21 protein-coding genes are annotated in these 21,986 nt (G+C 71.7%); 12 read left to right on the top strand and 9 right to left on the bottom strand.

What is annotated here, in order from left to right:
- Nucleotides 1-64: 64 nt before the first annotated feature.
- On the bottom strand, nt 65-721 hold the full coding sequence (locus ACIA8D_RS08040) for a maleylpyruvate isomerase N-terminal domain-containing protein (RefSeq protein ID WP_399229819.1): 657 nt from the start codon (nt 719-721) through the stop codon (nt 65-67).
- 96 nt (nt 722-817) lie between these two features.
- Between ACIA8D_RS08040 and ACIA8D_RS08035 the strand changes: the two genes are divergently transcribed.
- Nucleotides 818-1,324 (top strand): GNAT family N-acetyltransferase, encoded by a 507-nt coding sequence (locus ACIA8D_RS08035; protein ID WP_399229817.1) that lies wholly within the window; start codon nt 818-820, stop codon nt 1,322-1,324.
- Here ACIA8D_RS08035 and ACIA8D_RS08030 read toward each other — a convergent pair.
- The 3 genes from ACIA8D_RS08030 to ACIA8D_RS08020 form a co-directional block, all read right to left on the bottom strand.
- Complete coding sequence (locus ACIA8D_RS08030; protein ID WP_399229815.1) at nt 1,300-2,229, bottom strand: sigma-70 family RNA polymerase sigma factor; 930 nt, start codon at nt 2,227-2,229, stop codon at nt 1,300-1,302. The genes ACIA8D_RS08035 and ACIA8D_RS08030 overlap by 25 nt on opposite strands.
- A 201-nt stretch (nt 2,230-2,430) precedes the next feature.
- On the bottom strand, nt 2,431-4,056 hold the full coding sequence (locus ACIA8D_RS08025) for an MDR family MFS transporter (protein WP_399229814.1): 1,626 nt from the start codon (nt 4,054-4,056) through the stop codon (nt 2,431-2,433).
- 168 nt (nt 4,057-4,224) lie between these two features.
- A complete protein-coding gene (locus ACIA8D_RS08020) occupies nt 4,225-4,878 on the bottom strand; it encodes a TetR/AcrR family transcriptional regulator (protein WP_399229812.1) in 654 nt (217 codons plus the stop codon).
- Nucleotides 4,879-5,043: 165 nt separating this feature from the next.
- On the opposite strand from ACIA8D_RS08020, the gene ACIA8D_RS08015 reads away from it, so the two are divergent.
- Nucleotides 5,044-5,631, top strand: coding sequence for a DUF4232 domain-containing protein (locus ACIA8D_RS08015; protein WP_399229811.1), 588 nt, complete (start codon nt 5,044-5,046; stop codon nt 5,629-5,631).
- 132 nt (nt 5,632-5,763) lie between these two features.
- The gene (locus ACIA8D_RS08010) at nt 5,764-5,976 is read left to right on the top strand and encodes a hypothetical protein (RefSeq protein ID WP_399229809.1); all 213 of its coding nucleotides are present in this window, start codon (nt 5,764-5,766) and stop codon (nt 5,974-5,976) included.
- A 181-nt stretch (nt 5,977-6,157) separates the two neighbouring features.
- Here the strand turns inward: ACIA8D_RS08010 and ACIA8D_RS08005 are convergent, their stop codons facing one another.
- Nucleotides 6,158-6,457: a DUF5133 domain-containing protein gene (locus ACIA8D_RS08005; RefSeq protein ID WP_399229807.1), complete on the bottom strand. Its 300-nt coding sequence runs from the start codon at nt 6,455-6,457 to the stop codon at nt 6,158-6,160.
- 89 nt (nt 6,458-6,546) lie between these two features.
- Nucleotides 6,547-7,254: a PP2C family protein-serine/threonine phosphatase gene (locus ACIA8D_RS08000; RefSeq protein ID WP_399229805.1), complete on the bottom strand. Its 708-nt coding sequence runs from the start codon at nt 7,252-7,254 to the stop codon at nt 6,547-6,549.
- 306 nt (nt 7,255-7,560) lie between these two features.
- Here ACIA8D_RS08000 and ACIA8D_RS07995 point away from each other — a divergent pair, with 306 nt between their 5' ends.
- Complete coding sequence (locus ACIA8D_RS07995) at nt 7,561-9,690, top strand: LuxR C-terminal-related transcriptional regulator (RefSeq protein WP_399229804.1); 2,130 nt, start codon at nt 7,561-7,563, stop codon at nt 9,688-9,690.
- A 78-nt stretch (nt 9,691-9,768) separates the two neighbouring features.
- The gene (locus ACIA8D_RS07990) at nt 9,769-11,508 is read left to right on the top strand and encodes a GAF domain-containing protein (RefSeq protein ID WP_399229802.1); all 1,740 of its coding nucleotides are present in this window, start codon (nt 9,769-9,771) and stop codon (nt 11,506-11,508) included.
- A gap of 11 nt (nt 11,509-11,519) precedes the next feature.
- Here ACIA8D_RS07990 and ACIA8D_RS07985 read toward each other — a convergent pair whose 3' ends face one another.
- The 3 genes from ACIA8D_RS07985 to ACIA8D_RS07975 all read right to left on the bottom strand — a co-directional run bounded on the left by ACIA8D_RS07985 (nt 11,520) and on the right by ACIA8D_RS07975 (nt 13,686).
- Nucleotides 11,520-12,230: a response regulator gene (locus tag ACIA8D_RS07985; RefSeq protein ID WP_399229800.1), complete on the bottom strand. Its 711-nt coding sequence runs from the start codon at nt 12,228-12,230 to the stop codon at nt 11,520-11,522.
- Between the two features lie 129 nt (nt 12,231-12,359).
- A complete protein-coding gene (locus tag ACIA8D_RS07980) occupies nt 12,360-12,818 on the bottom strand; it encodes a Crp/Fnr family transcriptional regulator (protein ID WP_399229798.1) in 459 nt (152 codons plus the stop codon).
- 280 nt (nt 12,819-13,098) lie between these two features.
- On the bottom strand, nt 13,099-13,686 hold the full coding sequence (locus ACIA8D_RS07975) for a hypothetical protein (RefSeq protein WP_399229796.1): 588 nt from the start codon (nt 13,684-13,686) through the stop codon (nt 13,099-13,101).
- 245 nt (nt 13,687-13,931) lie between these two features.
- Between ACIA8D_RS07975 and ACIA8D_RS07970 the strand changes: the two genes are divergently transcribed.
- From ACIA8D_RS07970 to ACIA8D_RS07940, 7 genes are all read left to right on the top strand, one after another.
- Nucleotides 13,932-14,789 (top strand): universal stress protein, encoded by an 858-nt coding sequence (locus ACIA8D_RS07970; protein WP_399229794.1) that lies wholly within the window; start codon nt 13,932-13,934, stop codon nt 14,787-14,789.
- A gap of 99 nt (nt 14,790-14,888) precedes the next feature.
- A complete protein-coding gene (locus tag ACIA8D_RS07965; protein ID WP_399229792.1) occupies nt 14,889-15,779 on the top strand; it encodes a TIGR03619 family F420-dependent LLM class oxidoreductase in 891 nt (296 codons plus the stop codon).
- Nucleotides 15,780-15,864: 85 nt separating this feature from the next.
- Nucleotides 15,865-16,863: a LacI family DNA-binding transcriptional regulator gene (locus tag ACIA8D_RS07960; RefSeq protein WP_399229790.1), complete on the top strand. Its 999-nt coding sequence runs from the start codon at nt 15,865-15,867 to the stop codon at nt 16,861-16,863.
- A gap of 183 nt (nt 16,864-17,046) precedes the next feature.
- Entirely contained in the window at nt 17,047-18,441 is a 1,395-nt protein-coding gene (locus tag ACIA8D_RS07955) for an ABC transporter substrate-binding protein (protein WP_399229789.1), read from the top strand.
- A 36-nt stretch (nt 18,442-18,477) separates the two neighbouring features.
- Complete coding sequence (locus ACIA8D_RS07950) at nt 18,478-19,431, top strand: carbohydrate ABC transporter permease (RefSeq protein WP_399229788.1); 954 nt, start codon at nt 18,478-18,480, stop codon at nt 19,429-19,431.
- Nucleotides 19,432-19,459: 28 nt separating this feature from the next.
- A complete protein-coding gene (locus tag ACIA8D_RS07945) occupies nt 19,460-20,335 on the top strand; it encodes a carbohydrate ABC transporter permease (protein WP_399230184.1) in 876 nt (291 codons plus the stop codon).
- A 48-nt stretch (nt 20,336-20,383) separates the two neighbouring features.
- A complete protein-coding gene (locus tag ACIA8D_RS07940) occupies nt 20,384-21,976 on the top strand; it encodes a glycoside hydrolase family 13 protein (protein ID WP_399229786.1) in 1,593 nt (530 codons plus the stop codon).
- The last annotated feature ends 10 nt before the right edge of the window (nt 21,977-21,986 follow it).

The raw sequence follows: 21,986 nt of genomic DNA, 5'->3' as shown, positions 1-21,986 counted from the left end.
GCCGGGGCCGGCGCCCTGGTTCGAGGCTCAAGACTCGGACCCGGCGGCGAACCGCTCGGTCCCGTCAGCCGATCACGAGCGGCAACGTCCGCGCCAGCGTGCCGAGTTCGCCTGCTTCCCGCTCCGTCGCGGGTCGGCGACCTGTCGCGACGAGCAGCACGTCCGTGTCACGCCACGACGCGGGGAACGCGGCTCCCGCGATCCCCTCAAGGAGCACCCGCGCCCGGGCGAGGCTCTCCACGGGCGGCCCCGGCACCTCCGGGAGATGGGCGATCAGGTCGAGGTGGTGCAGGGTCCACTCCAGGACGTACGCGGTGAGGTAGTCACCCACCGTGAGGACCTGCCCCTGCGTGCTCACGCGGGCATCCGGGTCGGCGAGTTGGGCCGCCCGCCCCGCCGCGGACCCGACGTCGTCGAGGTGGAAGGTGAGCAGCGCCGGGTCCTGGTAGGCGGCGGCGAGCCGGACCGTCAGCGCGTCGAGCGGGTCATCGCCGGTGGGCGGCTCACCGGCCACGTGCCAGTACGTCACCGCATCGACGGTCGGCTCCGTGGACGCGGGCGTGGCCAGGGTGATCAGGACGTCCTGCGCGTCGATGACCAGATGACACACCAGGTCGCGCACCAGCCAGCCGGTGCATCCCGAGGGCTGCTCGAAGGCCTGCTCGGGGAGGCCGGCAACCGCGGCACGCAGCGCGGCCCATGAGCGCGAGAAGTGATCCACGACGGCACGCTAGCCCGGTGGGCCGGGGCGGACAAGCGCATGAGGAGCGTGTGGTTCGATGCCGCACATGGGCTCGTGGCGGAACGGTGGGTGGATGTGAACGACGGTACGTGTTTCAGGGCGCGCCGGGACCGCGACCTGACCGTCTGCGCGCGGGTCCTGCGCGACGTGCACCACGCGGACCGGTACCCCGTCAACTGGCCGGATGATCCCGAGGGTTGGCTGCGTGGCGCGGACACCATGGGTGCGTGGGTCGGATGTCGGGACGAGCGCGTGGTCGGGCATGTCCTGCTGGCCCGGCCCGCCTCGGGGGACGTGGCCCCCACCCTCGTGCCCTCGGACACGTCCGTCGCCGTCGTAGGGCGGCTGTTCGTCGCGCCGTCCGCGCGCGGGCACCGGCTCGGCGCGGCGCTCCTGGAGCGGGCCGCGCGCGAGGCGTGCCTGCGCGGCGCCCTGGCCGTGCTCGACGTCGTCACCACCGACCGCGCCGCGATCGCGCTGTACGAGCGGCTCGGGTGGCGGTTCCTCGGAGAGGGGCAACAGCGGTGGGGGCCGGGCACGTCGGTGACCGTGCGGTGCTACTCGGCGCCCTCCGAGGGCTGACCGCCCGGGTCGGGGCTCCTGCGCCGCCGCAGAGGCACCACGTCCATCGACGCCAGCCGCTTCTCGTCCGCCACGAGTTCGATACCGGTGATGCGGGGCGGGTCCGTCGTGAGGTCGACCTCGACGGCGAAGGCGACCTTGAGGGTGCCCGCGTGCGTCCACACCACGCCCGCCGCACCGTCGAGCAGCGCGAGCCGGGCGGCCTTGGCACGGCCCGCGTACAGGGAGGCCACGGCCCGCGCGCCGATCACCTCCGGCTCCGAGCCCATGGCGATCGCCGCGGCGTCCGAGCGGACCACGACGTCCGGGTCGAGCACGGTGAGCAGCGCCTCGAAGTCACCGCCCTGCGTCGCGGCGAGGAAGGCCTCGACGACCTCGCGGCGCCGCTCACGGTCCGCCTCCTCCGTGGCGCGCGGATCGGCGTCGCGCACCCGGCGCCGCGCCCGGCTGGCGAGCTGGCGGGTGGCGGCGGGGCCGCGCTCGACGATGGGCGCGATCTCCTCGAACGGCACGCTGAACAGGTCGTGCAGCACGAAGGCCAGGCGCTCCGCCGGGGCGAGCCGGTCGAGGACGACCATGAGCGCGAGCCCCACGGAGTCGGCCGCGACCGCCTCGTCCGCCGGGTCGACGGGGCCTTCGCTCTCGTGCTCCTGGACCTCCAGTGGGTCCTCGCGGCGGGTGTCACGGGCGCGCAGCGCGTTGAGGCAGATGCGGGAGACGACCGTGGTCAGCCAGGCGGCGAGGTTGTCGATCGCCTCGGCCCCGTCCGTGCGGCTGAGCCGCAGCCACGCCTCCTGCACCACGTCGTCGGCCTCCGCGGACGAGCCGAGCATGCGGTGGGCGACGGCACGCAGCCGCGGTCGGTGCTCCTCGAAGTGGGCGGCCAGGACTTCGGCGTCGGCCATCTCTCGCGTTCCTCCGTGGTGTCGTGTCGTGGCAGTGCGCCACCCCATAGTGGCCGTAAAGGCGATGCGCATGTCGCAGGCCGCGCCCGCCCGTTCGGCGAAGCGGCGCGCGCGGAACACCACGCCCACGGGACGGCTGTGCCCCCGCCGCGCTCCGGAGAACGCGGCGGGGGCACGGGTCGTTCGGGGCAGGGGCCGAGGTCAGCCGACCGGCTCCGGCTCCTTGTCCACCGCGGGACCCGCGTTCTCCGCGTGCCAGTCCGCGTTGTCGGCGAGCGGCTTCTCCTTCAGGACGAAGGCGAGGACCAGGCCGACGGCGAAGACGGGCAACAGGTACAGGAAGATCGGGACGAGCGCTTCCTGGTAGGAGTTGACGACCGTGTCGCGCAGGTCGGCCGGCAGGGCGCGGACCAGCGCCGGCGTCAGCGAGTCGCTGTCGCCGACCTTGGCGGCGGCAGCGGCCGGCAGGTTCGTCGCGAGCTGGTCGGTGAGGCGGCTGGCGAACACGGCGCCCACGACGGCGGTGCCGAGCGTCGCTCCGATCTCCCGGAAGAAGTTGTTCGCCGACGTCGCGGTGCCGACCTCGGCCGCCGGGAAGTCGTTCTGCACGGCGAGCACGAGGGTCTGCATCATCAGGCCGACACCGGCGCCCGCGAGGCCGACGTACACGCACACCAGCCAGACCGGGTCGGACACGTCGAGCGTCGACATCAGGTACGCGGTGAGCATGATGATCGCGGTACCGGCGATCGGGTAGATCTTGTACTTGCCGGTCTTGGACATGATCGCGCCGGACGGCAGGGCGGTGCCCATGATGCCGACGACCATGGGGATCAGCAGCAGCCCGGACTCGGTGGCCGACTTGCCGTAGACCATCTGCAGGTAGGTGGGCATGTAGCCGACGATCGCGAACATGCCGAGACCGATGACGATCATGCCGAGCAGGGTGGCGACGTTGAAGATCGGCGACCGGAACAGGTGCAGCGGGATGACCGGCTCGTCGGCGCGCTTCTCGGCGAAGAAGAACAGCACCCAGGCGACGACGGCACCGATGCCGAGACCGATGACGAGCGGGTCGGACCACTCGTACTGCGTGCCGCCCCAGCTCGCGAACAGCACGGTGCAGGTGACGGCGGCGGCCATCAGCGCGGTGCCGAGGTAGTCGAGCGTGACCTGGACGGCCTTGCGCGGCAGCTTGATCGCGACTGCGGCGACGAAGAAGGCCAGGATGCCGAGCGGCAGGTTGACCCAGAACGCCCAGCGCCAGGAGTGCTCGTCGGTGAACCAACCGCCGAGCAGCGGCCCGACGACGGAGGAGAGACCGAACACGGCACCCATCGGGGCCATGTACTTGGCGCGCTCACGCGGCGGCACCAGGTCGGCGATGATCGCCTGCGAGGTGATCATGAGGCCACCGCCGCCGAGGCCCTGGAGGGCGCGGCCGGCGATCAACGTGCCCATGTTCTGGGCGAGTCCGCAGACCACCGAGCCCACCAGGAACAGGGCTATGCCCGCGAGAAAGATGTTCTTGCGGCCCATGAGGTCGCCGAGCTTGCCGTAGACCGGCATGCCGATGGTGGCGGCGAGGATGTACGCGGTGGTGATCCAGGCCATGTGCTCGATGCCGTTGAGCTCGCCGACGATGGTCGGCAGGGCGGTCGAGACGATGGTCTGGTCGAGCGCGCCGAGCAGCATGGTCAGCATCAGCGCGGCGAAGATCAGGCCGAAGTTGTGCGGCTTGACCGTGCTCTCCTCGGTCCCTTCGAGCCCGGCGGCCGCCGGGTCGGGGCCGGAGTCGATGCCCTCGGAAGCGGGGGCGTGCGTCATTGCGGTGTTCTCCGATGTGGTGTGCGGGTGGAGTGGAACAGGGCTGACCCTGCGGCGGGGAGAGCGGTTGCCGCGTACGGGTGCTTCGGTGGTGCCGGGCGGGGAGAAGAGGGAGCGGGGAGATCCGGGGGTGACCGCGAGGGGGAGGTGGTCACACGGGTGGCGCGCCTACTGCACGGCGGCCGGTCCCAGCAGCGTGCGCAGCGAGTCGAACGATTCGCGTACGCGGTCGGCGATCCCGGCGTCGTCGTCGGCGTGGGGGCTCGACTGCTGCCACCGCTTGATCCCGCTGCGCACGGTCGCCATGGCGACTCCCGCGAGCAGTTCGGCCGCCGCGCCGTCGGGCGGGGTGCCGGTGCGCCGGGCGATGAGCCCGGCGAGGTCCCGTTCGACCGCCTCGCACTGGGCGAGGAACGTGGCGAGGACCGAGGGCACGCCTTCCGCGATGCGCAGCAGGTCCTCCAGTTCCTGCGGCTCGGGGGCCGCTTCCTGGAGGTGGTCGGCGAGGATGTCGCCGAGGTCGCGCAGCACGGCGTCGGTCCCGTTCCCCGCTCCCCCGGCGAACCGGTCCGCGAGTGCGGGCGGCACGGTGCCGGGCAGGGCGAAGAGGGCGGCTTCCTTGCTGGGGAAGTAGTTGAAGAAGGTCCGCGGTGAGACGCCGACCTCCTTGCTGATCATCTCGACCGTCACCTGCGCGAAGCCGCGCTCGCGGGCCAGTCGGACCGTGGCCGCGTGCAGCTCGGTGCGCGTCTGGCGGCGCCTGCGCGCGCGCAGCCCCTCGGCGGGGGCACTCGGCTGCTGGTCGGACACGGTCACGGGCATGATTCTTGCACACCGTGCAAACCTTGCGCGCAGTGCACCCCCCACTCGACGACATGGCCCCGATCACACATTCGCGTTAGGGTCGTATGCCGGTATTCGCCGCATTTCATTCGTTTGGCGGCGGTGAATGACCACGACGGACCAACCACGGACTGGGGACTTCCGATGCGCGCTCGTCACGTCACGCGTCACGCCGCGGCGGCCTGCGTCGCCGCCCTCGCCCTGACCGCACTCGCCGCGCCGACCGCGGGGGCGGCCGGCTCCGCCGCACCCGCCGCACCCGCCGCACCCGCCGTGCTCGCGCGCTGCGGCGAGAACGATGTGACCGTGCGCGCCCAGCCCTCCGACGACAACGCCGACATCCTGAAGCTGAGCGTGCGCAACGACTCCTCGAAGACCTGCCTCGTCGACCGCGTCCCGACGGTCACATACGGAGACCTGGACGGGGCGGCGCTGCCGCTGCCGCTGGTGCCGCACGCCGGTCGCACGCTGGCCGCGCACGACACGGCGTACGCGGCGGTCCTGTCGGTGTCCGACGCGGAGGACGCCAAGGACGAGGCGCCCGCCGTCATGTTCGTGACCGTCGCCGCGGTCCCCGATCACGAGGGCCGCAGCTTCCAGGCACTGACCCTCGGTTCGCCGACCGGCGTGCGGGTGTGGGAACCGGTGACGACGCTGTGGCAGTCGTCGGCCTCACAGGCCCAGCAGGTGCTCGAGGAGCAGACCACGGGCCGCGGCACACTGGCGGTCTGACGCTCCCGTCGGCCCGGCCGCTCGGGACCAACGCCCCGGCATCAGGGACCTTGGTCCGCCCCGCGGCCCGGCACCGCGCTCCTAGCCTTGGGTCGTTCCCCCGTACCTCCGCACCGAGACCGAGGCACGACGATGACCCACCTCCCCTACCCGAGCGGCGCCCGCCCGGCGCGGCACAAGCGGCGCTCGACGCGCTCCCGGCTCACGCTCGGCGGCAGTGTCGCCGCGACCGCCATCGCCATCGGTGTCATCACGACGTCCGGCGGCACCGACAGCACGACCCAGCGGCCCACGCCCCACATCGACCGGAGCACGGTGGACTTCGGCAGCGTCGACAGGCTCTAGGGCTTGTCGTTTGGATCAGGCCGGATCAGGGAGCGGGGCCTGGTGCGTGCGATCGCAAGGCGGAGGAGGGAGGCGACGCGGAGCGTCGTCGACCGACGACAACGCCGCGAGCGTGCGTGCCAGGCCCCGCGAGCCCGGCCTTGTCCAAACGACAGGCCCTAGGCCCACCGACGCCCCTCACTCACCGGTGCCGCCGGATATGCGGCGTCCTGCGTCGTCGCGCGGAGAGCGCCGAGTCGTCGTGCACGCGCGCCCCGGGCAGCCGGTGCCGAGCAGCGACGAGCGCGGCGTCCACGTCGCTGGTGCCGGTGGCCACACAGAGGCTGTATCCGACGTCGTCGAGCCGGCGCTGCGCGGCGGGCCCGCCTTCGTCGGCGTCGAGCGCGCTGAGCATCTCGTACTCGCGGATGAGGTCGGTCAACAGGGCGGGATGGGCGAGGAGCATGGTCCGCCACTCCCTTCCGTCGTCGTCTGCTGTCACACGGTCCGCCCTCCGTCTCCCCTGTCACGGGAGACGAAAACTGGTTCGGGGGCAACGAATTCTCACGACGCCGTGTGTCGGGCGGACGATCAGGAGTCCACCGGCTCCAGCGCCAACAAGGTGGCATCGTCCTGGAGGTGGCCTCCGGCGTGGTGCAGCAGGTCCGCCGAGAGGGCCGCGGTGAACGGGGCGAGCGGAAGTCTGCTCAGCTCGGTGGCGCGCTCGGCGAGGGGGTAGAACTCGCCTTCGGTGTCGCGGGCCTCGGTGGCACCGTCGGTGTGCAGCAGCATGCGGTCCCAGGAGGCCGCGGATATCTGTTCCGCGCCGCACCAGCCGTGCGCGAGGTCGAGCAGGCCGAGCGGCGGCGCCGGGGCGGGCACGGCGGCCGGGACCGCCGCCCCGGCGCGTATCAGGAGGGGCGGCGGGTGCCCGCAGCAGACCACCTCGGCGGAGCCGTCGGGGGCGACCGTCACCAGCGTGGCGGTGACGAACCGGTCGGGCTCCTCGGAGTGCGCGACCAGCGAGTGCAGACGCACCGCGAGCACCTCCAACGTCCGCTGCACGCGGGCGATCCGCTCCCAGGTGCGCAGGACCGTGTCGGCCGTGCGGGACAGCTCGGCACCCTTGCCCATCACGTCGCCGATGAGCAGCCGCGTCCCGTACGGGGTGTCGACGATGCCGTGCAGATCGCCGCCCGCACCGCCTTCCGCTCCCGTGCCCGCCGCGAGTCGCCGTGCGCTGACGCCGAGGGTGCCGAACGTCTCGGGCAAGGTGGTCGACGACGGGCGGGCGGTCATAGGGGCCTTTCGGGAGGGCCGGAGGTCTCTGCTCCGGTTGTGCCGGTGGGGCGCTCGTCGGCCGCGCGACAGCCGTGGCGTTCCCGGAAGTGTAGTCAGCCGGACGCTCCGTGTGACGGTTTCCCCGAAGTGCGCGCGGAAATCGCGGGACTTGCGCCGACTACTCAACGAGGCTTACGCGAACTACCCATCCGTCCCGTCCCGTTCGGGTGGTCGTCCCGCGAAAGAGGTTCGCCGGGACCCGCTTCGGCCTAGCCTGGCGACGGCAGTCGCCGCATCTTCGCACCGCACGAGGTGAGCCCCGTAATGAACCCCAGTCCCACCCGGCGCACGCCGGGCGAACTGCCGGCCGAGACGACCAGTTTCGTCGGGCGGCGCAGGGAGCTGGTCCAGATCGCGGACGTGCTGACGCGGGCCCGTCTCGTCACGCTGACCGGGCCCGGGGGCGTCGGCAAGTCCCGGACCGCGGTGCGCGCGGCGCGCGACTTGCGGGGCAGGTACCCCGACGGCGTACGGCTCGTGGAGCTGTCCGCGCTGCGCGACCCGGCGCTGCTCGCCAACGCGGTGGCGGCGGCGCTCGATCTGCCGGAGCAGGCGGCGCGGCCCGCCATCGAGGTGATCGCGGACCATCTGGAGGATCGCGAGCTGCTGTTGCTCCTCGACACCTGCGAGCATCTGGTCGACGCGTGCGCGGTGCTCTGCGACGAACTGTTGCGCTGCGCGCCCCGGTTGCGGATCGTCGCCACCAGCAGGCAGCCGCTCGACGTGCCCGGCGAGCACGTTTTGGCGATCGGCCCGCTGAGCATGCCGGAGCCCGCGGCCGGGGCGGAGCGCGAGTGCGAGTGCGACGCGCTGGCCCTGTTCGCGGACCGTGCGTCCGCGGCGGTGCCGGGGTTCACGGTGAGCGGGGACAACAGGTCCGACGTGCTGGCCCTGTGCCGCCGGCTCGACGGGATCCCACTGGCCATCGAACTCGCGGTCTCCCGGCTGCGCGTGCTCTCCCTCGACGAGATGCTGGCGCGGCTCGACGACCGGTTCCGGCTGCTCACGGGAGGGCGCCGCACTTCGGTGCCGCGCCATCAGACCTTGCGTACGGCAATCGGCTGGAGCCACGATCTGTCGACGGCGGCGGAGCGGCTGCTGTGGGCCCGGCGCCGCCACCTCGAGTACTTCCTCGACGCGGCCCGCGCCTTCGACCAGGAGTGGACGGGGGACGCGCAGATCCCGCTGCTGCGGGCGCTGGTGCGGGACCAGGCCAATGTCCGGGTCGCCCTGGAGTACTGCCTGGCCACGCCCCGGCTGCACTGCGACGGCCTGGAGATGGCGACGGCGCTGTGGGGCTACTGGCACGCGACCGGGCTGCTCACCGAGGGCCGCTACTGGCTGCGCCGCACCCTGGACGGCTGCCGCGACGAGACACCGCACCGGGTCAAGGCGCTGTATCTGATCAGCTGGTACATGGACATCCAGGGGGAACGGGGCAAGAACGAGGCGCTGTTGAAGGAGGCCGAGCAGGTCGCCGCGCGGATCGGCGACCGGTTGGGCGCCGCGTGGACGCTCGCCTTCCAGGCGCACCGCCGCTACTTCCTCGGTCAAATGGAGGGCTGCGCCGACGACTTCGACGAGGCCCGGGCCCGGATGACGACGCTCGGCGACGAGACCGGCCTGCTCATGCTGGGCTTCTACGCCGGGTTCATGCTGATCATCACGGGCGACCACGACAAGGGCATCGCCTGGTGCGAGGACTCGCTCGCACGCGGCGCCGCGCATCCGGGCGAGCAGTGGGCGCGCAGCTGGGCCCTGTGGGTCAAGAGCGTGGGCCTGTGGCTGAAGGGCGATCCCGAGGGGTCCGTGGAGTGCGCCCGCGAGGGCATCCGCAGCAAGGCGGCGCTGCACGACCTGATGGGGCTCGCCCACTTCATGGAGGGCCTGGCCTGGCACGCGGCGCGGCTGCGACGCTTCGAGCGGGTCGCCGCATTGCAGGGCGCGGCGGACGCGCTGTGGCGCCGGGCCGCGAAGGAGGCCAGGTTCGGCCTCCCCGTGCTGCACGGACTGCACGACCACGCCGCGGACCTGGCCCGCGAGGTGCTGGGTGCCGACGGGTACCACAACTCGTTCGAGGAGGGCGCGGCGCTCCCGTTCGACTTCGTCCTTGACCTGGCGCTCGACGACGAGTCGGCGCCGTCCCCCGACGTGCCGCCGCAGCGCTCGGGCCCCACCGACGGGCTGACGCCCCGCGAGCGGCAGGTGGCCGCCCTGGTCGGCGAGGGACGCACCAACCGGGAGATCGCGGCGAAGCTCGTGGTGTCGAAGCGGACGATCGACTCCCATGTGGAGCACATCCTCACCAAGCTCGGCTTCACCTCCCGTTCCCAGATCGCCGCTCTGCACGTCCCGCCCTCGGCGGACTCCCCCGTTCCACCGTCCGGGGTCTGACGAAGCAGGTCATACGGGCGCGAACAGCCGCTACCTTGAGTATGAAACGACACCTCACCTAGGCCCCACGGAGGCCGGATGGCCGAGGACGGTGCACGGGGGTCGGGCCCACTGCCGAGGTTGCGGCTCGACGAACTGCTCGAAGAACTCCAGGTACGCATCGGCGCGGTCCGCCGTACCCGGGACCGCCTGCAAGGGCTGCTCGAGGCGGTCCTGTCGGTGGGGCAGGAGCTGGACCTCTCCCAGGTGCTGCGGCGGATCGTCGAGGCGGCCGTGGTCCTGGTGGACGCCGAGTACGGCGCGCTCGGGGTGATCGGCGAGGACCGGCGCAAGCTGTCGCAGTTCCTGCCGGTCGGGATCAGCGACGAGCTGCGCGCGGTGATCGGCGATCTACCGTCGGGCCACGGGCTGCTGGGCGAGCTGATCCGGCACCCGGAGCCGCTGCGGCTCTCCGAACTCTCCGACCACCCCGCGTCCGCGGGCTTCCCGCGGCACCATCCGCCGATGCACACGTTCGTCGGGGTGCCGATCCAGCTCCGCGACGGCGTGTTCGGGAATCTGTACCTGACGCAGCGGCGCGGCGGCGGCGACTTCGACGACGAGGACGTGGCGGTGCTGCAGACGCTCGGCGCCGCGGCGGGCGTGGCGATCGAGAACGCGCGCCTGTACGAAGAGGTGCGGCTTCGCGAGCGCTGGTTGCAGCTGAGCGCCGAGTTCACCGGGAGCCTGCTGTCGGGCGCCGACGAGGCGGAGGTGCTGCGTCTCATGGTGGACCGCGCGCGGGAGATCACCGCGGCGGATCTCGGGGTGGTGGCGCTGCTCGTCCCCGGCGATCACCGGCTGCACGAGATGCTGGCGCTCGGCGAACGCGCCCAGGCCCACAGCGATGTGACGCTGCCGCGCGAGGGGACCTTCGCCGGGGCGGCGCTCGCCGCCGACGAGCTGGTCACGTCGGACGACATCCGCAAGGACCCGCGGATCACCTATCAGCCGGACCGCTGGGACGGTCTCGGGCCGGCCGTGGCGGTCCCGATCGGCACGGCGGAGGGGGTGCGCGGGGTGCTGATGCTGGCCCGCAAGGCCGAGCACCCCCCGTTCTCCGCCGCCGAGTTGATACCGCTGAGCGGGTTCGCGGGGCAGGCGGCCCTCGCCCTGGAACTCGCGGACCGGCGGCGGGACGCGGAGCAGATGAGCCTGCTCGAGGACCGGGACCGGATCGCCCGGGACCTGCACGACCTGGCGATCCAGCGGCTCTTCGCGACCGGGATGACGCTTCAGAGCGCGCAGCGGTTCGTGCAGCATCCGGAGGCGGCGGAGCGCCTGTTGCGGGCCGTGGACGACCTGGACACCACCATCAAGATCATCCGGTCGACGATCTTCGGCCTGCGTGAGCGCGGCGCGCCGCCGACCGGATCGGGGCTGCGGGTGCGGGTCGTACGGGCCGTGGAGGACGCGGCCCAAGTACTGGGCTTCACACCGTCGTTGCGGATGGAGGGCCTGATCGACGCGGATGTGCCGGGGCCCTGCGCCGACGACGCGCTGGCCGTGCTCGGCGAGGCGCTCACGAACGTGGCCCGGCACGCACGCGCGTCCTCCTCCGACGTGGCACTCGTGGTCCGCGGCGGTTCGCTGACGCTGACCGTGGCGGACAACGGCGTGGGGATCACCACGGAGTCGGACGGGCATCGCAGCGGTCTCGCGAATCTCGCGGCCCGCGCCGCCCGGCGCGGCGGAGCGCTGACGGCCACGGCGCGGGACAAGGGCGGCACCCTCCTGGAGTGGACGGTGCCGCTCGCCTCACCGCCGCAGGGCGCGTGAGCCGGTGGCGGTCACGGCCGGTACCTGTCCTGCGGCAGCTTCGTCGCGATCACGGCGGCCTGGATCCTGCGCTCCACGCCCAACTTGGCGAGCAGTCGGGAGATGTTGTTCTTCACCGTCTTCTCCGACAGGAAGAGCCGCGCCCCGATCTGCCGGTTGGTGAGCCCCTCCCCCACCAGCGCGAGGATGTCCCGCTCCCGCTCGGTCAGTTCCACGCCCTCGGGCACGGGCGCCCCCGCGGTGTCGGGCTCGTTGGGCCCGCCCTGTTCCGGGCCGCGCAGGCTGCGCATCAGCCGGGCCGTCGTCGCCGGGTCGAGCATCGACTCGCCCGCGGCGACGGTGCGCACCGCGGAGACCAGATCGGAGCCCTTGATCTGTTTCAGTACGTAGCCGCCCGCGCCGGCCATGATGGCGTCGAGCAGCGCGTCGTCGTCGTCGAACGACGTCAGCATCAGACAGCTCACGTCCGGGATGAGGACCCGCAGTTCGCGGCAGATCGTGATGCCGTCGCCGTCCGGGAGCCGCACGTCGAGCACGGCCACGTCGGGGCGGAGCGCGGGGCCGCGCGCGATCGCCTGCGCGGCCGTGGCGGCCTCGCCGACGACGGTCATGTCGGGTTCCGCGCCGAGGAGGTCGCGCAGGCCGCGCCGCACCACTTCGTGGTCGTCGAGCAGCAGGATGCGTATGGGCCGGTCCGCTGAGAAAGTACGTGGCTGTGACATACGGCCCCCTCGGATGTGGTGTTACCCAGGCGGGTAGGTGCGAACCCGTCTAGATCCTGGGGCCGGACGGACTGATCCGCCAGGGCCGAACGGTACCGTTCACCTGGCCCTGGCGGCCCGTCGTCGGTGCTACGCGGCCCCCGATCCGTAGGGGGCGTAGAGGTCGAGCAGGCGGGTGCGGGTGACGCTGAGGCGGTGAGCCAGTACGCCGCCCACCCACTGGGCCACGAACGAGCCGAGGCCGGGGTCGGAGACGCACAGGAGGCGCACCGTGAAGGCGTCGAACTCGTGGGCCCTGACCCGCGTCTCGGCCCGTGCGCCCAGCTGCCACACGTACGGCGGGAACAGCCATGACCAGCCGATGAGTTCGCCGTGGCCGAGGTACTCGACGACGGGGGCGTGCCGGCCCGGCACCCGCATGTCGAGGGCGACGGTGCCGCTGCGCAGGAGCCAGAAACGGTCGGCGCGGGAGCCCTCGTCGAAGAGCCGGGTGCCTTCCGGGAAGGTCACGTCGCGGGCGAAGCGCATCAGCCGGCCGCGGTACTCCTCGGGCAGGGTCTGACTCATCCGCGGTGCCGTGGTGGTCATGGGCGGCCTCCTTCGGGGGGCTCGGGCGGCGGCCGGGAACGCTTCCCTTCGGGGGTGCCACGCGGGGCCCTGCTGTCGGCGGAACAGGGCTCCGGCGGCGTCCTCGCGTCCTCCGGACGGCGTCCTTGCGATACTTCGACGATGCCGGGTCCACGCCCGTACGGGCAGGGGCCGAACGGCTCCGGCGCCGGGCCCTGTCGGCTCTGACGGTGGGCCTGTCGGGCCCCTGAGCAGGCGCTTTGTGGTGTCGCCGAACTCCAGCCGCAGCAGTGGCCCAGCCCTACGCGTGCCGCCGGCTCCACTCGGGCCCCACCCGGCGCCAGTCCCGCTCCCATGCCGCGATCCTGCGGTGGTCGAGGACGCGGCGCAGGATGCAGCGGGCGAGCAGGGCGAGGGTCGCGGTGGTGGCGGTGACCAGGAAGGCGGCGGTGAGCGCGCGGGCCCAGATCGCCTCGGAGCCCCAGGGCTCGGTGGTGACCCGGCCGTGCCGGTCGAGCCAAACCGTGGCGTGTTCGCCCCGCTCAAGGCCTGCGGAGACGGGCGCCTTCGCCACGACGGTGCCCCGCCCGTCCTCGCTCCAGCGGACCGTGACCGGATAGGTGACCGCGTTCTGCACGCCGCTCTGGGACGGCACGTAGTCCGGGGCGTCCTCGACCAGCTCGGCCCGCACCGGCTGGCGCTGCGCCACCTGCGCGCGGGCGTGCCCGGCGGCGTCGGCGTGGGCCCCCCAGCCGGCCGCGACGCCCGCGAGCGGCGCCACCAGGAGGGCGAGGAGCCCGAGCAGCAGCGCCGCCCACCCCTCGACCGCGTCCGACCTGCGCCGCAGGGGGTTGCCCTTGGCTTGCCTGAACTTCTTGCAGGTCGTCATCGTCACCTCCCTGCCAGAGTAGAACCACGCTCGCGCTCCCGGGCGCCCCGGCACAGGGGCCGAACGGCCCCTCGCCGAGGGCCGGTTCGCCTCTCCCCGTGCAGGTGGGACCGGTGAGAGGGTCCTGGACACCGGGGGCCGCGAGCACCCGATCCGGCCGTGCTCCACACGAGTGAGCGCCGCCTGGCGTGGAACCCGCACCGGAGGCACACCGTCCGCGCCACCGCCACGGAGAGGTTCCCGTCATGACCAGTTGTCGCGTACTGAGCGTCGGGACGGACGCTTCGCGCGAGAGCGTGCACGCCGCGGACTGGGCGGCGCGCGAGGCACTGCGCCGCAGGCTGCCGCTGCGGCTCGTCCAGGCAGCGGGCACGGAGCGCCCGGCGCCCCGGATGCCGGACGTCGACCTGCCCGACCGGGGCGTTCTCGACGTCGTCGCACTCCGGCTCTCGTACGCCCATCCCGCCCTCGAGATCATCGCCCGGCGCCGCGCCCAGCAGCCGGTGGCCGCGCTGCTCGAGGCGGCGGCGGAGTCGGAGACCCTGGTGCTCGGCTCCCGCGGCTTCACGGGCTACTCGGGGTTCCTCGTCGGCTCGGTCGCCCTCGCCGTCACGGCGCGCGCGACGCGCCCCGTGGTCCTGGTGCGGGCCGGCGGGCTGCCGCAGGACGAACAGGAGGGGCCCGACTTCCGCCCCGTGGTCGTGGGGCTCGACGTGACGGCACCCGCCGACGAGCTCCTCTCGTACGCCTTCGAGGCCGCGGCCCTGCGCGGCGCCCCGCTGCACGCGCTGCACGCCTGGACGCTGCCGCCGCTGCGCGGCAATCAGCCGGGCGGGGCGAGGCCGGGCGACGCCGCGCGCCAGGAGGAGCGGCTGCGCCGCTCGCTCGCGGACGCGGTGCGCACCTGGCGCACGAAGTATCCGGAGGTGCCGGTCGAGGAGCGGCTTCTCTACGGGCAGCCGGGCCACCATCTCCTCAAGGCGGCCACGACGGCGAGCCTGACGGTGGTGGGGCGGCGGACCGACGTCTCCCGTCTGGGCTGCACCGCGCACTCGGTCGTGCACCATGTGACCAGCCCGGTCGCGGTCGTCCCGCACAGCTGACCGGCCGGCCCCCAGCCCGGCCGACCGCGCGGGGACCGGAATCGCCGGATTCCCGAAGGCGATTCGACGGGGGCCCTCAAGATCGTCGAGACTCGCCCCATGCGATACGGCGTAAATCTCCTCAACTTCGGCGACGGCATGACCCCCGAGCACCTGGTGCGCCAGGCCACGGACGCCCGGGACCTCGGCTTCACCTTCGCGATGATCTCCGATCACATCGTGGTCACCCCGGACGTGCACTCCGTGTATCCGGCCCCGTTCTACGACCAGTTCACCCTGGCCGCGCACCTCGCGGGCCGCGTGCCCGGCCTCACCCTCGGTACGACGATCACCGTCATCCCCTACCGGCACCCGCTGCACACGGCCCGGCTCGCCGCCAATGTCGACCAGCTCAACGACGGCGGATTCATACTCGGCGCGGGCGTCGGCTGGTCCGCGGCGGAGTACGGCGTCCTGGGCGTCCCGTTCGAGGAGCGCGGCGCCATCACGGACGAGTACCTCACGGCGATCCGCGGCTCGTGGACGCAGGACCCGTTCACCTTCAAGGGCAAGTACGTCGAGTTCGAGGACGTCCGGACCGCCCCCGCGCCGTCCTCCGCCCCGCACGTGCCGGTGTGGGTCGGCGGCGACTCCCCGGCGGCGCTGCGCAGGGCGGGCAGGCTCGGCGAGGCCTGGCACCCGTTCATGCCGACGGTCGCCAAGCTGCGCGCGCAGCTGCCGCGCCTGGCCGAGGAGGCGGAGAAGGCGGGCCGTCCCGTGCCGGAGTTCGCGCCGCGCGTCCAGCTGATGATCGGCGACGTGCCCGACTCGGAGGACCGGGTGCTCGGGCACGGCAGCGTCGAGCAGATCAAGCGGGACGTGGCGACGCTGGAGGAGTTCGGGGCGACGCACATCCTGTTCGACACCTACCCGGGCTCGCCCGGCGCCTGGCTCGGCCCGGACGAGGACCGGCGGATCCTCGAGCTGGTGAAGGAGAAGGTGCTCGGCTGAGGCCGCGTGCCGCGCGGACCGTGGCCTCGACGAATGTCCCCATCACGCAAACAGTACGCAAGTTCTTGCGCTAATCTTGCGCTCCATGACGCGCAGACTTGCTCAGGTGGCGAAAAAGGTCGGGGTCAGCGAGGCCACGGTCAGCCGGGTGCTCAACAACAAGCCCGGCGTCTCGGAGGCGACGCGCCAGTCGGTGCTCACCGCGCTCGACGTCCTCGGCTACGAGCGGCCGACGCAACTGCGCGGCGAGCGGGCCCGCCTCGTCGGTCTGGTCCTGCCCGAACTGCAGAATCCGATCTTTCCCGCGTTCGCGGAAGTGATCGGTGGCGCGCTCGCCCAGCAGGGCCTCACACCGGTGCTGTGCACCCAGACCAAGGGCGGCGTCTCGGAGGCCGACTACGTGGAGCTGCTGCTCCAACAGCAGGTCTCCGGCGTGGTGTTCGCGGGTGGCCTGTTCGCACAGGGGGACGCCGAGCACGGCCACTACCAGCGGCTCGCCGAGCGGCAGGTGCCGGTGGTGCTCGTGAACGCCGCCATCGAACGGCTCGGTTTCCCGTGCGTGGCGTGCGACGACGCGGTCGCCGTGGAGCAGGCGTGGCGGCACCTGTCGTCGCTCGGCCACGAGCGCATCGGCCTGGTGCTCGGCCCCGACGACCACATGCCTTCGCAGCGCAAACTCGCCGCGGCCCGCGCCATGGAGGGAAGGCTCCCGGCCTCGGCGGTCGAGCGGGCGATGTTCTCCCTGGAGGGCGGGCACGCCGCGGCCGCCCGGCTCATCGACCGCGGCATCACCGGCATCATCTGCGCGAGCGACCCCCTGGCGCTCGGCGCGGTGCGGGCCGCCCGCCGTGCGGGGCTCACCGTGCCGGGCGACGTCTCGGTGGTCGGTTACGACGACTCGGCGTTCATGAACTGCACCGAACCGCCACTGACCACGGTGCGCCAGCCGATCGAGGCGATGGGGCGGGCCGCGGTCGAGCTGCTCGTCGCGCAGATCCAGGGCGGCACGGTGCCGCCGGGTGAGCTGCTGTTCGAGCCCGAACTGGTGGTGCGCGGCTCCACGGCGCCGCCCCCGGCCGCGTAGGAGCCGCCCCGACTCCCCCGACAAATTCGTCTGTTCATTTTTTGCGGAATACGCGCGACATCTTGCGCCCTTCAGTTGGCGGTGCTTGAGTGTGGCTCGCTCCGGCGCTCCGGCCCCACCGACCGCGGCGCCGCGGCCTCCACGTTCCTGCCTGCACAGGCTCAGGCCCTGAGGGGACCCACGATGAGAAGCACTTCCGTGAAGGTTGTCGTCACCGCGTTCGCACTGGCCTCGCTCGCGGCCTGTGGCACCAGCAGCAGTTCGGACGACGGGGAAGGGGCGGGCGGCGCCGGCTCGAAGGCCGACATGAGCGCCCCGCTCGACCCGAAGACCAAGGTCTCGCTCACCATCGACTGCATGCCCCCGAAGGCGAAGGCGGCCGAGCGGCGGCAGTGGATCGAGGACGTCAAGACGTTCAACGAGAAGTACCCGAACGTGACGATCAACGGGAAGTCGACCGCGGGACAGTGCGAGGAGCCGGCCCGGTTCACCGCCGCACTCAAGGCGAAGTCCCAACCGGACGTCTTCTACACGTACTTCACCGATCTCCAGCAGGTGCTCGACAACAACGGCGCTGAGGACATCACCCCGTACGTCACCAACAAGACCGTCCCGGCGCTCGACTCCATCGACCCCAACGTGCTCGGCGCGCTGAAGAAGGACAACAAGCTCTACGGCCTGCCCACGAGCAACTACACGATGGGCCTGCTCATCAACCGCAAGCTGTTCAAGCGGGCGGGCCTCGACCCGGACGAGCCGCCGACGACGTGGGCCGAGGTCCGCACGGCCGCGAAGAAGATCGCCGGGCTCGGGGGCGGCATCTCCGGATACGGCGAGTACAGCGCGGAGAACACCGGCGGCTGGCACTTCACGGCGGCGATGTACGGGCTCGGCGGCGACGTCGTCTCCTCCGACGGCACGAAGGCCGCGTTCAACGACGCGACCGGGAAGCAGGTCGCCAAGCAGCTGCACGACATGCGCTGGAAGGACGACAGCATGGGCAAGACGCAGCTGTTGAAGTGGGGCGACCTGCAGAAGCAGATCGCCTCCGACAAGCTCGGCATGTTCCTCGCGGCGCCCGACGACGTGACGTACATGGTGCAGCAACTGGGCGCCGACTACGCCAACTTCGGGATGGGACCGATCCCCGGCGGCAAGGCGACGCTGTTCGGCGGCAACGACTACATGATCAAGAAGGGGTCCTCGCCCGACAGGATCAAGGCCGCGATCGCCTGGCTGAACTTCAAGACGCTCACCCCCGGCAAGGGCCAGTTCGACTGGGCCAGGACCAAGGAGGACAAGCTCCCCGTCGGCCTGCCGCAGCCCAACTTCTTCACGGGCGCCACGAAGGCGGACGACCTCCAGTCGCGGACGAACAACGCCACCATGCCCGTACGCAACTTCGAGCCGTTCATGGCGAACCCCGTGCGCGGCAAGGCGGAGCCGCCGAAGGCGCAGGAGGTCTACAAGGTGCTCGACAACGTCATGTCGGGCGTCCTGACCAACAAGAACGCCGACGTCGACAAGCTCCTGTCCACCGCGGAGCAGCAGGTCAACCAGGTGCTGGCCAACCAGTGAGCCGTCCCGCCGCCACCTGTGATCCGAGGAGTGACCATGTCGGCCCCGACGCTGCCCGCGAAGCCCCGGCAGTCCGCACCACCCGAACGTAGGCACCACCTCGCCTCACCCAAGGGCTCGTTGGCACGCGCCGTGAAGCGCAACATCTCCGCACACGGCTTCCTGATCGGCGCGGTGCTCTGCTTCTCCTTCTTCTCCTGGTACCCGATGGTCAGGGAGTTCCTGCTGGCCTTCCAGAAGACGAAGGACGGCCGCACCACCTGGGCCGGCTGGTCCAACCTCACGTACGTCTTCAACGACCCGGCCTTCTGGCAGGCCTGGCGCAACACGCTCCTGTTCACGGCCCTGGCCCTGCTCCTGGGCTTCGCCGTGCCGTTCCTCGTGGCGGTCCTGCTCAATGAATTCCGGCACGGCCAGGGCTACTTGAGGATGCTCGTCTATCTTCCGGTGATGCTTCCGCCGGTCGCCTCCGTGCTCCTGTTCAAGTACTTCTACGATCCGGGGTACGGCCTGTTCAACCGGGTTCTCGGCGTCTTCGGGATACCCGAGCAGCAGTGGCTTCAGTCCACCGACACCGCGATGCTGTCCGTCGTCGTCGCGGCGACGTGGATGAACATGGGCGGCGCGACGCTCATCTACCTGGCGTCGCTCCAGGGCATCCCGGGCGAGCTGTACGAGGCCGCGGAGCTGGACGGCGCGGGCCTGTGGCGCAAGATCTGGCACGTGACGATCCCGCAGACGCGGCTGATCCTCTCGCTGATGTTCCTGATGCAGATCATCGCGACGATGCAGGTCTTCACGGAGCCGTTCCTGCTCACGAACGGCGCCGGCCCGGAGGGTTCGACCACGACCGTCGTCTATCTGATCTACCAGTACGCCTTCAACTTCAACAACTACGGCGGCGCGGCGGCCCTGGGCCTCGTCCTGCTCGTGCTGCTCGCGGCGTTCTCCGCGGTGTACGTGCGACTCAGCCGCTCCCAGGACGACTGAGGAGACGGCACCCATGGCCACCGACACGATGCGCCCCCGCACCCTGATCTCCCCCACCCAGCTCGGCCGGCGCCGCGGCAGGATCCTCTACTGGACGGTCTTCGGCCTCACCATGGTCCTGTTCACGCTGGTCTTCCTCGGCCCGCTGTACTGGATGGTGACCGGCGGCCTCAAGACGACCGCGGAGATCGTCCAGTCCCCGCCCACCCTGGTGCCGGACGGCGTGCACCCGGAGAACTACCGGTCCGCCTGGCACGTGATGGACCTCGCGAGGCTCCTGTTCAACACCCTCTACTACGCGTTCGGCGCGCTCGCCTTCCAGCTCGTCCTCGACGTCGCGGCCGCCTACTCGCTCTCCAAGCTGCGCCCGCTGTTCGGCAACGTCGTCCTCGGCATGATGCTGGCGACGCTGATGATCCCGGCGACCGTGCTCGTCGTCCCCCAGTACCTGACGGTCCTCGACGTGCCGATCTTCGAGCGGAATCTGCTGAACAGCCCGTGGGCGATCTGGCTGCCGTCCGTTACCAACGCCTTCAACATCTTCCTGCTCAAGCGGTTCTTCGACTCGATCCCGCAGGAACTGCTCGACGCAGCGTCCATCGACGGCGCCTCCTCGGTGCGCACCCTGCGCTCGGTGGTGCTGCCGATCTCCCGGCCGATCCTCGGCGTCGTCTCCATCTTCGCGGTGGTCGGCGTGTGGAAGGACTTCCTGTGGCCGATGCTGACGCTGCCGGACCCGGCGAAGCAGACACTGAACGTCGGCATCTACTCGCTGGCCAACGGCGTCCCGCAGAACCAGCTGATCGCCGCGCTGACCATCGCGTCCGTGCCGACGCTGATCCTCTTCCTGCTCTTCCAGCGGAACATCATGAGCGGTCTGACCGCCGGCGGCCTCAAGGGCTGACCCGCCCCCGCTCCTGATCACCCAACACCCCGCGCGAAAGGACCCTTCGTGGTGGCCGACGACTGGTGGCACCGTGCTGCCATCTACCAGGTGTACGTCCGCAGCTTCGCCGACGGCGACGGCGACGGCACCGGCGACCTCGCCGGCGTCCGGGCCCGTCTGCCGTATCTGGCCCGGCTCGGCGTGGACGCCATCTGGTTCACGCCCTGGTACCGCTCGCCGCTCGCGGACGGCGGCTACGACGTGGCGGACTACCGGGCGATCGACCCCGCGTTCGGCACCCTGGCCGAGGCCGAGAAGCTGATCGCGGAGGCCCGGGACCTCGGCATCCGTGTGATCGTGGACATCGTGCCGAACCATGTGTCCGATCAGCACCCGTGGTTCCGGGCCGCGTTGGCTGCCGGGCCCGGCAGCCCCGAGCGCGAGCTGTTCCACTTCCGGCCGGGGCGCGGCGCGCACGGCGAACTGCCGCCGAACAACTGGCCCTCCCAGTTCGCGGGCGACACCTGGACCCGGGTCCCGGACGGCGAGTGGTACCTGCATCTCTTCACGCCCGAGCAGCCCGACCTCAACTGGGCGCATCCGGTGGTGCGCCAGGAGCACGAGGACGTGCTGCGCTTCTGGTTCGAGCGGGGCGCGGCGGGCGTGCGGGTGGACTCGGCGGCCCTGCTCGCCAAAGACCCCACGCTCGCCGACGCGGCCGGCGACGACGACACGAGCGGCTATGTCGACCGCGACGAACTGCACGCCGTCTATCGCTCCTGGCGGGCCGTCGCGGACGAGTACGACGGCGTCCTCATCGGCGAGCTGTGGGTCCCCGACCCCGAGCGCTTCGCCCGCTATCTGCGCCCCGACGAGCTGCACACCGCCTTCAACTTCGACTTCCTGACCCGCCCCTGGGACGCCTCGGAACTGCGCGCGTCCATCGACCGCACCCTCGCCCATCACGCCCCGGTGGGCGCCCCCGCGACATGGGTCCTGTGCAATCACGACGTGACGCGCACGGTCACCCGCTACGGCCGCGCCGACACCCGTTTCGACTTCGCCACCAAACGGTTCGGCACCCCGGCCGACCTCGCGCTCGGCCTGCGCCGGGCGCGCGCGGCGGCGCTGCTCTCGCTCGCGCTGCCCGGCTCCGTGTACCTGTACCAGGGCGAAGAGTTGGGGCTGCCGGAGGTGGAGGTGGACCGCGCGCACATCCAGGACCCGATGCACGCCCGCTCGGGCGGCGTCGACCCCGGCCGCGACGGCTGTCGCGTACCGCTGCCGTGGACCGCGCGGGGCGCGACGTACGGCTTCGGGGACCCGGGCACCCGCGGGACCTGGCTGCCGCAGCCGCCCGATTGGGGAACGTACGCCGCCGAGAGCCAGGAGGGCGACCCGCGCTCCATGCTGTCGCTGTACCGGAGCGCACTACACTTGCGAGCTTGCCAACCGGGCTTTCAGGGACTGGAGTTGATGTGGTTGAGCGCGCCACAGGGGGTACTCGCGTTCGCCCGCGGACACGGCCTCGTGTGCATGGTGAATCTCGGCGCGGATCCCGCCCGTCTGCCACCCCATCAAGGGGTGCTGCTGACCAGCGGCCCCCTGGACGGCGACGGACAGTTGCCGCCCGACACGGCGGCCTGGCTGCGTACGTAGGTTTGACTAC

The organism is Streptomyces sp. NPDC051684 (assembly GCF_044453445.1).
In the GTDB taxonomy this organism is placed as follows: domain Bacteria; phylum Actinomycetota; class Actinomycetes; order Streptomycetales; family Streptomycetaceae; genus Streptomyces.
This window is presented reverse-complemented; position numbering and strand designations above follow the sequence as displayed.

Bases quoted from the DNA above. Each gene is read 5' to 3' on its own strand.
- ACIA8D_RS08030 (WP_399229815.1), bottom strand. From the start codon at position 2,229: ATGGCCGACGCCGAAGTCCTGGCCGCCCACTTCGAGGAGCACCGACCG.
- ACIA8D_RS08025 (WP_399229814.1), bottom strand. From the start codon at position 4,056: ATGACGCACGCCCCCGCTTCCGAGGGCATCGACTCCGGCCCCGACCCG.
- ACIA8D_RS08020 (WP_399229812.1), bottom strand. From the start codon at position 4,878: ATGCCCGTGACCGTGTCCGACCAGCAGCCGAGTGCCCCCGCCGAGGGG.
- ACIA8D_RS08015 (WP_399229811.1), top strand. From the start codon at position 5,044: ATGCGCGCTCGTCACGTCACGCGTCACGCCGCGGCGGCCTGCGTCGCC.
- ACIA8D_RS08010 (WP_399229809.1), top strand. From the start codon at position 5,764: ATGACCCACCTCCCCTACCCGAGCGGCGCCCGCCCGGCGCGGCACAAG.
- ACIA8D_RS08000 (WP_399229805.1), bottom strand. From the start codon at position 7,254: ATGACCGCCCGCCCGTCGTCGACCACCTTGCCCGAGACGTTCGGCACC.
- ACIA8D_RS07995 (WP_399229804.1), top strand. From the start codon at position 7,561: ATGAACCCCAGTCCCACCCGGCGCACGCCGGGCGAACTGCCGGCCGAG.
- ACIA8D_RS07990 (WP_399229802.1), top strand. From the start codon at position 9,769: ATGGCCGAGGACGGTGCACGGGGGTCGGGCCCACTGCCGAGGTTGCGG.
- ACIA8D_RS07985 (WP_399229800.1), bottom strand. From the start codon at position 12,230: ATGTCACAGCCACGTACTTTCTCAGCGGACCGGCCCATACGCATCCTG.
- ACIA8D_RS07980 (WP_399229798.1), bottom strand. From the start codon at position 12,818: ATGACCACCACGGCACCGCGGATGAGTCAGACCCTGCCCGAGGAGTAC.
- ACIA8D_RS07975 (WP_399229796.1), bottom strand. From the start codon at position 13,686: ATGACGACCTGCAAGAAGTTCAGGCAAGCCAAGGGCAACCCCCTGCGG.
- ACIA8D_RS07970 (WP_399229794.1), top strand. From the start codon at position 13,932: ATGACCAGTTGTCGCGTACTGAGCGTCGGGACGGACGCTTCGCGCGAG.
- ACIA8D_RS07965 (WP_399229792.1), top strand. From the start codon at position 14,889: ATGCGATACGGCGTAAATCTCCTCAACTTCGGCGACGGCATGACCCCC.
- ACIA8D_RS07960 (WP_399229790.1), top strand. From the start codon at position 15,865: ATGACGCGCAGACTTGCTCAGGTGGCGAAAAAGGTCGGGGTCAGCGAG.
- ACIA8D_RS07955 (WP_399229789.1), top strand. From the start codon at position 17,047: ATGAGAAGCACTTCCGTGAAGGTTGTCGTCACCGCGTTCGCACTGGCC.
- ACIA8D_RS07950 (WP_399229788.1), top strand. From the start codon at position 18,478: ATGTCGGCCCCGACGCTGCCCGCGAAGCCCCGGCAGTCCGCACCACCC.
- ACIA8D_RS07945 (WP_399230184.1), top strand. From the start codon at position 19,460: ATGCGCCCCCGCACCCTGATCTCCCCCACCCAGCTCGGCCGGCGCCGC.